Raw genomic sequence first — 13,140 nt, 5'->3', positions numbered from 1 at the left:
GGGCGTCGGCAATTCATCACGTTCGCACCGTCGGCACATTTCACGTGCCGAAAGCGGGGTGTACGGGAGTCGTCATCCGGTTCCCGCACACCCCGCTCCACATGACATGCGCCGGCCTGACGCCGATGAATGCGGTATACGGTGTCGTCCCGCCGGGTCACCCCGTCGTGCCGGGTGCGTGGCGGGTGGCGATCGCGACCAGGCGCCCACCGATCCGGTATCGACGGCCGATTCGTTCCAGGACCTCGCTGTCCTCCAGGGCGCGCACGAGGCGGTGGACCGTGGTCACTGGCAGGTCGGTCAGTTCGCCGATCCGGACCAGCGTCAACGGCCCCGGTTCACCGGCGATGACCTCCAGCACGCACAGGCAGCGTTCCAGGAAGGAGTCGCGGCGAGCCGATCGTGACGGGTCAGTGGTCATCGGCCCGCTCCTCCGGCAGGTCGGGTTCGTGGCACGCCTGCGTTTGCTCCGACCGGCAGGGTCGGGCGTTCAGTCGGCCCGGTCCGTGTCGGCGTGCGGACCGCTTCTGCTCCTGCCATTCCCGCAATGTCCGCTCGCCGATGCGCTTGCGCAGGTGCGGGTGGTTGTTCATCACCATGCCGACCGGCGAGGGCCCCAGTACCGCCAGCAGGTCGGAGGCGTCGTTGGAGTGGTGTTCGGCGCGGGTGATGGCTGCTTCGCTGGGGAAGACGTCGGCGACGCGGTCGCCCGGGGCGATCAGGTGGTCTTGCTTGCCGCCGTAGGAGTAGACCCACCGCCAATTGAGCGGCGGATCCGGTTCCACCAGCCTTTTGAACCGCGCGACCTCCTTGGTGTAGGTGTAGAAGGTCATGCCGGAGGTGGCGCGGGCGATGGCCAGCCAGGCATCGAGGTAGGCGTCGCTGAAGAAGTCGCCCGCGTCGTGAATCCTGAGGTACCTGCCTCCGCGGAAGCGCGGCGCGGCGAGTTCGGCCAGCATGTCCTGCCTCCATTGTGGAAGATCGGACAGGATGCGCCGCAGGTTGCGCTGGTGCTTGGCCAGCACCTTCGGGAAGCGGAACGTACCGACACGCGCGTAGCACACCGCGGCACAGACACCCGCGGCCGGGCAGGTGACGTAGGGGGTGCCGTCGTCGAACCTGCCCGCCAGGGCGGGGATGGAGAAGGTGTAGATCCCGTGCGGACGAAGATAGGCGTTCTGGGTGATCATCCGTTCCGGTGTGGGCCTGGTCCGGTCGACTGCCACGAGGTGCTCCTCATACGGTCATGGGGGGCGTGGGTGACCTCGATCTCGATCACACCGGCATCGGGCGTGCCGTACCGCGCTGTCGGGGCGACGCGGCGTAGTAGGGCCAAGGCCTCGGTGTTGGCCACTGCGACATGCGCATACAGCGGCAGCGGCTCTGCCATGCCGGCCACAGCCGGCTGACCAGGGCGGTGCCGACCCCACGGCGCTGCCACGCGTCCTCGACCACGACCGCCGGCTCGATCCGGCCGTCGTCCTGGACGGCCGTGGTCATACCCACCAGCCGGCGGTCCCGCCATCCCGCCACCGTGGTGTGCCCGGTCCGGTCGGGCAGTGACCGAAGCCAGCGGCGGACGCTGTCGGGAGAGCCACCGCCGGACCGGTGGAGCACGGTGCGGTCGGAACACCGCGCCACCATGTCCTCCATGCTGCGACGGTCGGCTGCCAACAGGCGTGTCGCCACCAGTCCCGGACCGTGCATGATTTCAGCTCCGTCGTCCAGGACGGGTCGGCCACGGATCGGCCTGCACGTACCGCGGCATCGTCGCGGGCGCGCGTCGCAGCAGCGGACACCAGTAGGTCGTCTCGGTCACCACCGCGACCGGGCGGCCTGCCAGCAGCAGGCGAGCCTGGGAGTACAGCACCGGCGCATCCGGATGTACCGGTCCGGCGACGCGCACGGTGACCTGGGTGGCGCGGTGCACCGCCGCGCCGAGCAACTCGCCCAGCGGGACGCTGCCCTCGCGCAAGGCAGCGCTCCCGTCTAGGTCCAGACGCAGAGCCGATTCGTACACCAGCGCTGTCACCGCGGCCAGGCGGACGGTCGAGTCGCCCAGGGCGGGCACCAGGTGGCCGTCGCGCACGGTCACGCGGGTGCCGGGCGGCACGTCGAGCAGCGTGGCCTCCAACTCGTCGGCCTCTCGGCGTGTGTCGGGCACCCGTGCGGTCCTGCGCACGGTGAGGCCGGTCCACCAGGACAGGGCGGCGGTGTAGCTCGGGGCGACGTTGATCATCCGCTTGAGCCGCGCCGCCCTGTCCTCCAGGTCCTCGTCTGCGGTCTCGTGCACGTCCGCGGCCACTGCCGCGTGCTCGGTGTTGCCGCGCATGTCGATGTCGACCAGGGACACGGTGTTCCTCCTGCCGGGGGTGCGGCGGTGGTAGGGGCGTGGCCCGCCCTGCGGGGAAGTGAGGGCGGGCCACACGGCGAGGACGGTGTCCAGGGCGGACTCAGCAGCCTGCCGGGCCTGTCCGGGCCTGTCCGGGCGTGACCCGGTGCGACCGGTTGCCGTCGTCGTTCACCTGGACCTCCTTTCGCCTCTGTTGGGAGGCTGGGGTGGGTGGAGCGCGTCCGCCCCCGACGGCGTCGGAGCGCCTCACCCACGTCGGGGGTCGATCCGGTGGGGACCGGGTCGGTGTGCGAATCGGGCATGGGGTCGGGTCATCGCAACAGCACCACGGTTCCCGCAGGCACCTCGCCCATCGACTCGCGTACGGCCTGCGGGGTCCTTACGCAGCCGGCCTCGTCGGTCGGGCCGAGCCCGGAGTTCGTAGGCAGGCCGGGCACGGCGAGCCCGCCCAGCGGGCCGGTGCACAGTCGTGCCGGATCCGCCGTGAGGGGCCGGATCAGCCGCATCAGCCAGTGGGCGTGGATCGCCGTGGTGCCGATGGCCACGAAGCTGCGGCGACCGGGTGCGCCGGTGCCGGCGGCGGCCGGGGACTGCGTGACCGGTGGGACGCTGCCGGTGCGGCCCAGCTCGGCCAGGACCACGACCTCACCGATGGCGGTGTCGATCTCCACCCGCCGGTCGGACTCGGCCAGCTGGATCTCGGGGTGAAGGTGGATCCAGCCGGCCGCGGCGGTGCCGCCGGGGTGTGGGCGGGTCGGCAGCAGCACCAGCGCCCAGCCGGGCTGTCGGGTCACGACCGGCACCCAGGTCGGCGACAGCAACTGGTAGGGCGGCAGCACCGCCACCGGTGACCCGCCAGGGGCGGCGTAGACCGCGGTGTCGCGGGTGGGGTGCAGCACGACGGTGCCCGGTTGGTCTCCGGGCGCGGGGTCGGCGATCGCCTGCCCGGGTGCCATGCCGACCAGCGCGACCGGCAGTGTCGCGAGCTGCTCGGGTGGCACCGGTCGCGGGGCGACGGCGTTCGGGTCCGCCTGCGCAGGTACCGGCGTCGGCGAGGTCGCGGTCACCGTGACCGTCGTCGCCGCCGTCACCGTCCGCCCGGCCCGCACCCCGGCGGTGGTGTCCTCCCGCAACAGCAGCACCGCCCCGACCAGCGTCACCGCCGTGATCAGGCCTAGACCCTGCACCGCCGACCTCAGGTTGTCCCCGGTGCGCGCCCAGCGACGCAACCGGTGTGCCGTCAGCGCGCCGCGGGTCAGGGCGGGCATCGGCCGGGTCTGCTCCGTTGCCGTCTTCTCGATCGATACGGTCGCACCACCCGTCTGCCCGGTCGAGGAGCAGGTGTCGGGGCCGGTCACGGCGCGGTGGCGGCGACGGCATTGCCGACGGTCTGGGCGATCGTGCAGGTGTCCACGGCCGGGAACCGCGCGTTGGTGACGGTGATGCCGGCGACGCCGTTGGCCAGGGACAGGATGGCGGTGCACATCGGGGCGCCGTTACCGGCATTGGCGCCCGACTTGAGCAGGCCCTCTTTGCCGCCGAACCGCGCCGGGGCGGCGTTGGAGTGGTCGGCGGGGTTGGCGCTCATTCCGTCGTCGACCGCGGCCCAGGCGACCACGGTGATGAACGCCGCGCCGGCCGTGGCCTGCTCGCCCGGCTTGAACACCGCCGCGCCGCTGTTGTCGTAGCGGCAGGCGGTGCTGAAGATGTCGGAGTCCTTGGGCGGGCGCAGACGCGGCGACTTCGGTGTGTCCGGCCGAACCTGCTCCGGGAACGCCTGCCAGCCCAGCCGGCAGGGGTCGAACGGCGCGCCGACGGCTGCGGCGTCGACCACCGGGTCGAGGTCGCCCAGCACGATGCGCGCGCCGTCATTGGAGGCGGTGCCGGGAGCGAGGGCTCCGCTCGACGGCTCGCCTACGGCGACTGCTGGAACGCCCAGCAGCAACGAGCCGGTGGTCGCCAGCATCGCCGCCGAGCGCACCAGCCTGCTGAACTCGGTCATGACACAGTCCCCCTTGAATCAGGATCACCGTTGCGGGAAAAGGGCGTCGAGCAGGTCTGCGACGGCCGCGTCGCGCATGTCCAGGCGCCGACGGTCCACCGGAGTGCTGTCGGACTTGCCGCGCGGCTGTCGAAGCAGTACCTGCACCTGCATCACCCCCGGCTGCTCGGGGACACCGGCGGCGATGACGAGGTCCTCGGTGTCGGTGCCCACACCGTCGTTTGCCGACGGCAGCCCGGAGCGCATCGCCGGCGCGCCGGCGATGGTCAGCTCGGAGACCTGGGAGGCCAGGCGCTCGTCGTTGCGGAACCTGGCCAGGTACTCCGAGAGCGGGTACTGCGCGTTGACGCCCACCCGGATGGCGAGCTGGTCGTCGGCCGACCACATCGCGCAGCTGGTCCCCGCTTCGACGTACCGGTAATGCCTCGGGCCGAGGTAGGTGTTCAGTTGCTGCTGCGTCAGCGCCGAGCACAGCATCTGCGCGGCGGTCGCGGGATTGTTTCGGACGGTGGTCAGCAGCTGTTGTCCGGTGGCCGGTTCGGTGTCGGTCCACTCCGTGCATTCGTCGGGTTCGGAGCTGCGCTCACACACGGCCTGGCCGGAGCTCTGTCCGTTGGACGGGGTGGTGGTCGCCGACGCGTCGCCGGTGCTGCTGCCGGACATACCACCGGCGGGGTTGGCGTTGCCGGAGACCGTCGTCGTGCACGCCGACAGCAGCGTCCCGACGGCCAAGGCCACCACTGCGGCCGCGCGCGTCATCGCGACCCCACCTTCGCCACGACCTTCTCCGCGGCGGACCGGGCGGTATCGCACGTACCGGCCTGCACGCGAATCACCTGGTAGCTGGGCAACGCGTCCTCGGACTGCCGGTCGACCACGACCGTGGTGTCCGGATCCCATACCACGTAGGCAGCGCACCCGGTGGCCCGCTCGTGGATCACGGCGCGCAGGCCGCCCACGGTGATCCCGCGTGCCCCCTGACCGGACGTGACCAAGGCCGCGGGATCCTCGTCCAGGGTGAACACGACCTCGATGTCGGTACGCGTCTTCGACGGCGCGGTCTTCGCTTCGTGCGCCGGGATCACCGTGCAGCCGAACACGTCACGCGGGCGCAGCTCGGCACCGGCACCGGCGTCGTCGAGCACGGCGGCGGCCGTGACGCAGGGGTCGATCCCGGCCAGCGACAGACGCGGACTGGTGGCGCCGCTGTCACGCGCGGGCGGATCAGTCCACAGCGGGGCGAGCTTGCTGACGTACTCGCGCAGCACGTCGCAGGGCCTGCGGGGTGCGTCGGTGACACTGCCGGTGCGCATCTCGATGGCGTGGGTGTCGTCCAGCGCCTTGGACACGGTGCAGCCGTGGTCGTCCTCGCGGATGAACATCTCCATTCCCGCGAGGGTCTCCGGGGCGGCGTCACGGCGCCGCTGTGACTCGAACAACGCGCCGACTTCCACGGTGAAGGTCCAGGTGCTCTCGAACTCCGACTTGTGCAGGCGGAGGACGCACTGGTGCAGCCCGTCTCGGCCGGGCACGATCTCGTCGCCCTGGTCACCGGTGACCTGCTGGGCCGCTGCGATGTCGTGCAACGCGCAGGCGTCGATGGACCGGAACTTCGCGAACGCCTGCGCGGTCGGCCGGTACTTCTCCGGCACGGCCTGCTCGACCGCGGGCGTGGCGGGCGGTCGGCCGGTGTCGGCGGGCGACGAGGCATCGCCGCCCGAGGTGCAGGCCGACAGCAGCAGCGCCGCCCCCAGCAGCGGCAGCGGCACGGCCGCAAGCCGTCGGAACATGATCATTCCTCTCGTGGACGAACGTGGATGGTGTGGCGGCCCACGCCGCCCCGCGCCAGGCAGTGCGTGGGCGGGGCGACGCGGGCCGCGAACGGGCCGGCCCCGGACGGACCGGCGGGTCTCCGGCTATCACCGCGGGATAAAGGTGGGTAAGCACACAGGACGCCCCCGTTGGCGACGGTGCGACGACCTGCGGAACGGATCAGGATGTAGTGCGCCGGACGCCCCCGACGACGGCGGTGCACACACGTTTCGTCACCCAGGTGCGGATGGCGAGAGACAAGCAGCTCACCAGCAGCGCTCGATGCACCATGCGTTGGTGATCATCCCAACTCCCCGGAGCTGCCAGTGGGTGCTGAGGTTGGTCACGTAGCGGCCGACCCAGATGTCCCTGCTACTCCAGCCGTACCAGAGGTTGACCCTGATCTTGATGCTCGACGCGGAACCGCAGTGGTTGTACTTCACGTAGTGGTGGTCGCTCCTGTCGACGAAGAAGCCGCACGACGCCGCAACGGACACACCGCCCTGCGCACCGACTCCGCCGGTCTGGATCTGCGAACCGGAGTTCGACGTGCCGACGTCCTGGATCTGCGAACCCGGCACAGCGTGGGACGCCTGCCAGACGCCGGACTGTGCGGGCCGCACCTGGATCTGCGAGCCCGGGTTGCTTTCGGTGGCGGTGGTGGGCCCGTAGGGGCCGCCCAGGGCCATCTGCGCCGAGGCGCTTCCCGCGGTGACGGCCAGCGTCAGTCCGATCGTCGCGCCGGCGATGCCGAGCAGCCGCAAGAGGAACATGCGTGTCATCGGTGTCCTCGCTACTGGTGGGGATGGTGTGCCGCGCCGCTCGCCGCGCTCCCAGGGGGGATGTGGGTGTCAACGGCGGCGCGACACACCCCGCCGGTCGGGAGTGACCGGCGGTCTGGTGCTCACCGGCCAGTCGGCGGTGAGAGTCCGGCCCTCGACGGGGCCGGTGGTCTGTGGTTGTCGCCGAGCGGGGCGCTGGTGCGAACCGACGCTCGGCGGAGACCGATGTGGTGGTTGTAGGGCGGGTTCAGCGTTGGCGGGCGATCAGGTGCCGGGCCCAGAACGCCCGGATCGGTCCACAGGAGGTGGCGCCCACGGGTGGGATGTGCCCGGTGGCTTCGACGTCCTGTCGTGGCGGTCGGGCACCGGCGCGGGCCTGCCGTTCGCCGTCGTCGGCGGCCGTGCCCGTGAGCTGGAATCGTTGTCCGCTGGGCAGCTCCAGCACGACGCAGCCCGGCCGGCGGCCGGTCCAGTCGACGCTGCCAGCGACGGTGATCAGCGGTCCGCGTGCCTGCGGAGGCGGAATCGCCACCGAGGTCGCCGCCCGCGGGTCGGGACGCCCCGCCGGGACGGTGCCCGATACGGCGGTCTCCCGCGGCTGCTGGGTCGCGCAGGCCGCCATCATCAGCAGACCGCCCGACATCGCCAGCCACGAGCCGGTTCGCCGGTGACGCCTCATCGCGGGTCGCTTCCGTCGGCGGGGGCGCTCACCGCGCGCAACGCCGGCTTGGCCAGCGCGATCTTCTGCTCGCGTGAGCGCCACAGCGACGCCGAGTGGATCGTCCCGGCGGCGTCGATCAGCGAGTTCGGACAGGCCATCCGCGGCGCCAGGTCGTCGAGGACGGCATAGGCGGTGTCGGGAGCGAAGTCCCTTCCCAGCAACCAGATCCTTGTCGGCAGTCCCGCTGCGCGCAGCACCGCGTAGATCTCCCGCGTGCCCGGCAGGTAGCCCAGCACCCACCGGCCGCAGCGGTCCGGCTGCAGGTCGGCGGACAGGTCGTCGTCGTCGCCGTCCCGACGCCAGGCCCACCCCCACTCCTCGACCCCGTCCAGCGCGAACACGCCCAGCCCGGTGACCGTGGCCCGCCGGGGATCCAGACCGAGGAAGGTGGTCTCGTCGTCCAAGACCGCCACCTGGGCGGGCACCTCCGGTGAACGACGCCACCCCTGGGCAGCCGCCCGCAGCAGTCCCGCCGGCGGATCGAGCGCGATCACGAACTCGCGCAACTGCTCGATCAGGGCGCGCGCGTGGTCCAGATCCCGCACCGCCTCGTTGTGCTCGGCCACCGCCCGCGTCAGTGGGCCGGAACCCGACTCCGACACCGGCCGGATCGCCGCGATGCGCCGCTGAGCGGCGTCGACCCGGTCCAGCGCCTCGGCCGCCTCCCGTCGCAGGACCGCGTCCATCAGCACCAGGTCATCGGCGGCGTCCGCGGTCAGCTGCCGGTGCGCCTCGCCTCCGGTCAACCGCTCGGCGACCGCCTGCGGCACCGGATCGGCGCGGTGTCCCAGCACCACCAGCAACTGCCCGTCCACGGTGTGCCGCCACCGTGCGCGACGTGTCTGCACTCGTTCCCCCTGTTGTCCACCTGTCAGCAGGCGACGTGACCGCTTCGCCGGCGTTCGCGCGACGACCGCTCCCGATGACCGGAAAGCGATTGATCCGTCGAGCACGACCGGCGAGACCTGCGACCACAGCCCGGATCGTAAGGACGGACCACCGACGCCGTCCGCCTTTTTGCATTCATCGACAACCACGGAAGCGGTTGCCTCGAAAACGATGACATAGACACGGGCACCACGTCACGCAAAAAATGCAAGAAAACCTGAAAAGGTCCTCTACCTGCACAAACTATCCACCGCCTACTACCGTCGCGTTTTCTCTGAGCAAAACTCTTCCACACGACGAAAGACCCCCCTTCCACCGCACGGAAACATGCCCGACCACAGCGATCACACCCGTTTTCAATTGGTGAAACTCTTCCCGAAGAGCTTTCGATCGACTACCGTGTCGGACGCGCCGCCAACACCCGACACACTTGTCGATGTTTCCATGCAATGAAATGTGAAAGGCTCAGTGATGCGCGATCACCTATTGGGTTCCGCATGTTCGCCCGTTCGGCACCGCGCTCTACCGCGACCCGTCGGTGCCGGACTCGACCCGGACGGACGGCCGCGAGCATGACCGGGACCGACCATCGCCTCAGGGCGCAGGGACCGCAGGTGCTGCGCCTGCTGGCGGGAACGGTGTCCATGGGGCTGGGGATCGCGCTGCTGGTGCGTGCACGGGCGGGTCTGCTGCCACTGGACGTGCTCCACACCGCGATCAGCAGGCACACCGGATGGACCATGGGCGGCGCGTTCCTCGCCGTCCAGGCGATCCTGCTGCTGACCTACCTTCCCCTGCGCATACGACCGGGGGTCGGGACGGTCGTCGCCGCGACGGTACCCGCGGTCGTGTGCGACGTGACCCTGGCGCTGTTCCCGCAGCCCGCCCTCGGATGGCGCTTGACGCTGCTTCCGGTCGGCGGTGTGCTCTTCGCGCTGGGCATCGCCCTGTACCTGGGCGCCGGAATGGGGGCACTCCCCCGCGACGGCCTGATGCTGGAGTGGCATTGCCGGCACCCGTCGACACCTCCGGCCATGATCCGCGTCGTCGCGGACACCGGGTGCCTGCTGGCTGGCTGGCTGGCCCTGGGACCGATCGCCGCAGTGACCGATGGGGTCGTGGGGCCTGGGTCGCTGCTGTTGGCGGCCGGACTCGGGCCAGCCATCACACTCCTGCTACGCCACACCGCACTCGGCATGCTCACTCCGATCGAGTACGAACTCCGACACGTCAGGATCGCTCCAGTAGCCTGAACTCCAGCAACCCGACTCCGTCAAACGGGGTGAGGATCAAAGCCACCGAGCTATCGGGGGAACCTCAGTAGACCCGAGCCCGTTCCCACGGCATGCCGTGCACGTCGAGCACGGTCAGCGCTTCGCGCAGTCAGGGCAGCGCCTCGCCGGCCTGGTAGACGTCGATCAGCAGGTGCCCGGCGTCGGTGGTGGCCACGGCGCGGCCGACGAGGTCGGCGGCCCGGCGCAGCAGCTCGGCCGCCTGGCCGAACTCGGCCAGCGCCTCCCCTGCCGGCCAGCGGCCGCCAGGAGCCGGTGGCACAGGACCTGGCCGTGCGGGTCTTGGCGAGCGGTGTCGAACGAGCGCCTGACGCAGGTCGTGGATGGCGTCGTCGTAGCGGTCGGACGCCTGGGCGGCCAGCGTCGCGTGGGCGCGGGCGGCGAACGCGGTCGCCAGGGCGTGGAGGTCGCCGGACCGGCGGGCGGTGTCCACGGCCTGCCCGGCCGCACGCAGCACCAGGGTGTTCGCCGGTGTCGCTGCGGGCCTGCGCCATCCGAGCGGTGAATACGCTCCTGTGCAGCAGGTAGGCGGAGGTGCGGTTCGGGTCGTCCTGGTCGGCCGCGTTGTGGTGGGCCGACTCGGCCGCCCGCAGGCCCAGCCCGTGGCAGGTGAGCTGCGCCGAGGCGTAGCCGGTAACCTCCGCCAGCCGCTGGCGGCCTCGGCCAGCGTCCACCACCGCCGCTCCACAAGGTCTTGGACCAGGATCACCAGTTGCGCCCGGTGCAGTTCTCACCACGCCAGCGCACCGCGGCGCCCGCCGTGCTGCCAGGCGGGCGTCGGCCCGGCGACCGTCAGCCGCCACGCCAATGGGAGACCTCGCGGTCGGTCTCGACCGCGAGGTTGCCCCACCAGGCCAACAGCGCCTCCAGCGGGTCGCGGCCGTGCCGGGCCCGCCGACCCCGCCCCGCCGCCCGGTCACGAACCGGGGTGCCGGTCAGCCGCCACACCCCGCCGTCGACGTCGTGCCGAGGCTCGCGCCCGCCACCCTGGACCGCCCGCCGGGAGTGGATGCCCGTTGATGCGCGCCAAGAGGGAACCTGTCCGGATCGGGCCCCTACGATCGAGTGTATGAGCCACCTCCTGCCGCCGCCCAAGGTGATCTTGGCCCGATGGGGAACGCTGGCCGCGACGTTGGCTGCGATCGGCCGGCAGGAGGTGTGGTGGATCGACCGCGAGGGCGCCCACTACGACGACGGCGGTGGTGGCAACATGTCGTTGTTGCCGGTGCAGGGCGGTCGGGCGGTGCTGGTCGGGTACGACCGCGGGACCAGCCGTACCGCGTGGGCCACTCCCCCGCTGGATCTGCTGGCCGACGCGCCGGTGTGGGTGCCATGGCCGGTGCTGATTCGGCGCGACCGGGAACGTCGTCTGGGCTACGTCTATTGGTACGAGCACGGCACGTGGTCGCGCGTGCCCTATCCGTCGGAGATGACCGACGGCCTGGAGAACACCGCCGCAGCGGTGCTGGACGAGCAGGCCACCATCGAATTGCTGCGCGAGGTCGTGATCGACTGGTGCAGCTACGACAGCGGACGCTACGACGAACACGGCGACGTCGAGGAACCCGCGATCGTCCAGGCCGCCCGTGACCTGCTCGCCGCCGCCCATGCCCGCCGGGTCGACAGGACGGCGCTCACCGGCCTGCTGGGCCGGCTGGAGGTGCCGTTCGACCCTGCCGCGGGGCTGGAGGCTGCGGCCCTGGCGGGTCTGGTCCCCGACTCCCGCCCACCCGGTCTGCCCGCGTCCGCCACGGTGCCCGCCCGCCGGGTGCGGGTGCTCAGCGACAACCAGCTCGCCCGGCTGCTGCGCGCGGCCATGCGCAACGCCCGGGAAATCCCCCGCCCAGCCCCGCCGCAGGTCCCCGAACTGGACGCGTTGGTGACCTGGGCACGCGACCACGCGCCCGCCGGTGACGGCCGCAGCGCGCTGCTGATCATGCTGCACGACCACGGCGCCCAGTTCGTCCACCACCCCGACGCACCCCGTGACCTGACCCGCTCGTACAAGCTGGTCGAGGCCCTGCGAGAAGCCGGAGCCCACCGCGATCACGGGCGCTGGTTCCACCTGCGGCTGGACACCACGGCGACCGGTCACACCGTGCGGCGCTGGTACGACTCCACGCCCGACTGGATGCCCGAGGACATTCTGTCCCTGCCCGGCGGTCTGGACACGGAGATGAACCGGCGCGCACCGGCCTTCCGGCCACCCTGGACGATCCTGCTGGAGGAGCACATCGTCTACACCGGACCACCCGCTCCCTACGACACCCTGTTGTAGAACCGCCGGCATCACGCCGCTGGCGACTGATGCGGCGCCCACGGACGTTCGCCGCCGTCGACCGAGTCCGCGGCGCCCTGGCCCAGCCCTGGTGGAACAAGCTCGCAGGGTGAACGTCGTCCAGCACATGGGCGAGCGTCGTTCCGCGGCGGTGAGTACGTCGATCCCGAGGCTGACCTTGCCGGTGATCACCTTCCCTCTGCCCTGGCGCAGTCTGATCTGCAGGTGTTCCTCGATGACGGCACTGGTGCGGCAACGCGGGAGTCGGTGAACGTTGTCGTCGTGGTTGGGTCCAGGCGGGTAAGCAGGTCGTTGACCTTAGCTGCGATCCCCGCCGAGGTTCGCGCGTCCCGCCCGAGGGTGACCCAGTAGACGCGGCCGTCGAAGCGGTCCAGCACCCGCAGGTCGGCCTGCACCAGCCGCGCCACGGTGGTCTCGCCGAATCCTCCAGCCCCGTGCACTGCGGTGGTGACCCCTACCGTCCCCTCGTCTTGCAAGGCCACGACAATCCGTTCGACCTCGTCGGGACGATCCACCACCCACGATAGCGGGCGCAGCGGCACCGGGATCAACTCGGTGCGGCGTCGATCGACCAAACGCTGGGCCCACCACCCCACCACCCCACCACTCCAGCACTCCGGCACCGGCTACTGCGGCGGTGCCCGCCGCGCTCCAGCGCAGGGGGTGGGTTTGGAGGGGTGGGAACCAAGGGCTAGTGCCGCCAGTGGCCACGTTGATGGCCACAGCTACGGCCGACGCCGCCAATGCCGCCAACATCCCGGCCACAGCCACTAACAACACCGGCCATCCCCGCCAACGCCACATCCCTCTTGGTCAGACTGCTGTGAGACACCTCGTGTGAGTGGGGGTCCTGACCAAGGGCGGGATCGGAGATCCTTGTGCGCGTGTCCACGCCATCCGAGAAGCAGCCGCGTTCGTCCGGTGCAGAGCGGTCCGATCCGGCGCCGCGCCCGTCGCGGCGAGCGTTCACCGCCGAGTACAAGCTCGCCAT

General features: G+C 71.1%; 16 protein-coding genes. 2 read left to right on the top strand and 14 right to left on the bottom strand.

Annotated features, from left to right (window positions below; translation table 11 throughout):
- Positions 1-157: 157 nt before the first annotated feature.
- The 11 genes from ABD223_RS36385 to ABD223_RS36340 all read right to left on the bottom strand — a co-directional run bounded on the left by ABD223_RS36385 (position 158) and on the right by ABD223_RS36340 (position 8,485).
- Positions 158-421, bottom strand: coding sequence for a helix-turn-helix domain-containing protein (locus ABD223_RS36385; RefSeq protein WP_344041508.1), 264 nt, complete (start codon positions 419-421; stop codon positions 158-160).
- A complete protein-coding gene (locus ABD223_RS36380; RefSeq protein WP_417750547.1) occupies positions 411-1,190 on the bottom strand; it encodes a GP88 family protein in 780 nt (259 codons plus the stop codon). Before ABD223_RS36380 ends, ABD223_RS36385 begins: the two co-directional genes overlap by 11 nt.
- A gap of 85 nt (positions 1,191-1,275) precedes the next feature.
- Positions 1,276-1,644, bottom strand: a complete 369-nt coding sequence (locus ABD223_RS43720) for a GNAT family N-acetyltransferase (RefSeq protein ID WP_380646221.1) — start codon at positions 1,642-1,644, stop codon at positions 1,276-1,278.
- Between the two features lie 67 nt (positions 1,645-1,711).
- A complete protein-coding gene (locus ABD223_RS36375) occupies positions 1,712-2,353 on the bottom strand; it encodes a hypothetical protein (RefSeq protein WP_344041504.1) in 642 nt (213 codons plus the stop codon).
- Positions 2,354-2,664: 311 nt separating this feature from the next.
- Positions 2,665-3,621, bottom strand: a complete 957-nt coding sequence (locus ABD223_RS36370) for a hypothetical protein (protein ID WP_344041502.1) — start codon at positions 3,619-3,621, stop codon at positions 2,665-2,667.
- Between the two features lie 86 nt (positions 3,622-3,707).
- On the bottom strand, positions 3,708-4,355 hold the full coding sequence (locus tag ABD223_RS36365) for a hypothetical protein (protein WP_344041500.1): 648 nt from the start codon (positions 4,353-4,355) through the stop codon (positions 3,708-3,710).
- A 24-nt stretch (positions 4,356-4,379) separates the two neighbouring features.
- Positions 4,380-5,114 carry a hypothetical protein gene (locus tag ABD223_RS36360; protein ID WP_344041498.1) on the bottom strand — a complete coding sequence of 245 codons (735 nt, stop codon included), beginning with the start codon at positions 5,112-5,114 and terminating at the stop codon, positions 4,380-4,382.
- The gene (locus ABD223_RS36355; protein ID WP_344041496.1) at positions 5,111-6,145 is read right to left on the bottom strand and encodes a hypothetical protein; all 1,035 of its coding nucleotides are present in this window, start codon (positions 6,143-6,145) and stop codon (positions 5,111-5,113) included. Before ABD223_RS36355 ends, ABD223_RS36360 begins: the two co-directional genes overlap by 4 nt.
- A gap of 288 nt (positions 6,146-6,433) precedes the next feature.
- Positions 6,434-6,949 (bottom strand): DUF6355 family natural product biosynthesis protein, encoded by a 516-nt coding sequence (locus ABD223_RS36350; RefSeq protein WP_344041494.1) that lies wholly within the window; start codon positions 6,947-6,949, stop codon positions 6,434-6,436.
- A 247-nt stretch (positions 6,950-7,196) separates the two neighbouring features.
- Positions 7,197-7,628 (bottom strand): hypothetical protein, encoded by a 432-nt coding sequence (locus ABD223_RS36345; RefSeq protein WP_344041492.1) that lies wholly within the window; start codon positions 7,626-7,628, stop codon positions 7,197-7,199.
- The gene (locus ABD223_RS36340) at positions 7,625-8,485 is read right to left on the bottom strand and encodes a hypothetical protein (RefSeq protein WP_344041490.1); all 861 of its coding nucleotides are present in this window, start codon (positions 8,483-8,485) and stop codon (positions 7,625-7,627) included. Before ABD223_RS36340 ends, ABD223_RS36345 begins: the two co-directional genes overlap by 4 nt.
- Before the next feature lie 687 nt (positions 8,486-9,172).
- Here ABD223_RS36340 and ABD223_RS36335 point away from each other — a divergent pair.
- Positions 9,173-9,811 carry a YczE/YyaS/YitT family protein gene (locus ABD223_RS36335; protein WP_344041488.1) on the top strand — a complete coding sequence of 213 codons (639 nt, stop codon included), beginning with the start codon at positions 9,173-9,175 and terminating at the stop codon, positions 9,809-9,811.
- 130 nt (positions 9,812-9,941) lie between these two features.
- Here the strand turns inward: ABD223_RS36335 and ABD223_RS36330 are convergent, their stop codons facing one another.
- A complete protein-coding gene (locus ABD223_RS36330; protein ID WP_344041486.1) occupies positions 9,942-10,307 on the bottom strand; it encodes a hypothetical protein in 366 nt (121 codons plus the stop codon).
- A gap of 335 nt (positions 10,308-10,642) precedes the next feature.
- The gene (locus ABD223_RS36325) at positions 10,643-10,798 is read right to left on the bottom strand and encodes a hypothetical protein (RefSeq protein ID WP_344041484.1); all 156 of its coding nucleotides are present in this window, start codon (positions 10,796-10,798) and stop codon (positions 10,643-10,645) included.
- A gap of 121 nt (positions 10,799-10,919) precedes the next feature.
- On the opposite strand from ABD223_RS36325, the gene ABD223_RS36320 reads away from it, so the two are divergent.
- Positions 10,920-12,128, top strand: a complete 1,209-nt coding sequence (locus tag ABD223_RS36320; protein ID WP_344041482.1) for a hypothetical protein — start codon at positions 10,920-10,922, stop codon at positions 12,126-12,128.
- Between the two features lie 188 nt (positions 12,129-12,316).
- On the opposite strand, the gene ABD223_RS36315 is transcribed toward ABD223_RS36320, so the two are convergent.
- Positions 12,317-12,745, bottom strand: a complete 429-nt coding sequence (locus ABD223_RS36315; protein ID WP_344041480.1) for an NB-ARC domain-containing protein — start codon at positions 12,743-12,745, stop codon at positions 12,317-12,319.
- Positions 12,746-13,140 lie beyond the last annotated feature (395 nt).

The sequence above is a fragment of the Saccharothrix xinjiangensis genome (assembly GCF_039527585.1).
Classification (GTDB): domain Bacteria; phylum Actinomycetota; class Actinomycetes; order Mycobacteriales; family Pseudonocardiaceae; genus Actinosynnema; species Actinosynnema xinjiangensis.
This window is presented reverse-complemented; position numbering and strand designations above follow the sequence as displayed.

Excerpts from the sequence above, each read along its gene's own strand:
- ABD223_RS36360 (WP_344041498.1), bottom strand. The coding sequence starts at position 5,114 with ATGACGCGCGCGGCCGCAGTGGTGGCCTTGGCCGTCGGGACGCTGCTG.
- ABD223_RS36345 (WP_344041492.1), bottom strand. The coding sequence starts at position 7,628 with ATGAGGCGTCACCGGCGAACCGGCTCGTGGCTGGCGATGTCGGGCGGT.
- ABD223_RS36380 (WP_417750547.1), bottom strand. The coding sequence starts at position 1,190 with ATGATCACCCAGAACGCCTATCTTCGTCCGCACGGGATCTACACCTTC.
- ABD223_RS36355 (WP_344041496.1), bottom strand. The coding sequence starts at position 6,145 with ATGTTCCGACGGCTTGCGGCCGTGCCGCTGCCGCTGCTGGGGGCGGCG.
- ABD223_RS36320 (WP_344041482.1), top strand. The coding sequence starts at position 10,920 with ATGAGCCACCTCCTGCCGCCGCCCAAGGTGATCTTGGCCCGATGGGGA.
- ABD223_RS36350 (WP_344041494.1), bottom strand. The coding sequence starts at position 6,949 with ATGACACGCATGTTCCTCTTGCGGCTGCTCGGCATCGCCGGCGCGACG.
- ABD223_RS36385 (WP_344041508.1), bottom strand. The coding sequence starts at position 421 with ATGACCACTGACCCGTCACGATCGGCTCGCCGCGACTCCTTCCTGGAA.
- ABD223_RS36365 (WP_344041500.1), bottom strand. The coding sequence starts at position 4,355 with ATGACCGAGTTCAGCAGGCTGGTGCGCTCGGCGGCGATGCTGGCGACC.
- ABD223_RS36370 (WP_344041502.1), bottom strand. The coding sequence starts at position 3,621 with ATGCCCGCCCTGACCCGCGGCGCGCTGACGGCACACCGGTTGCGTCGC.
- ABD223_RS43720 (WP_380646221.1), bottom strand. The coding sequence starts at position 1,644 with ATGGTGGCGCGGTGTTCCGACCGCACCGTGCTCCACCGGTCCGGCGGT.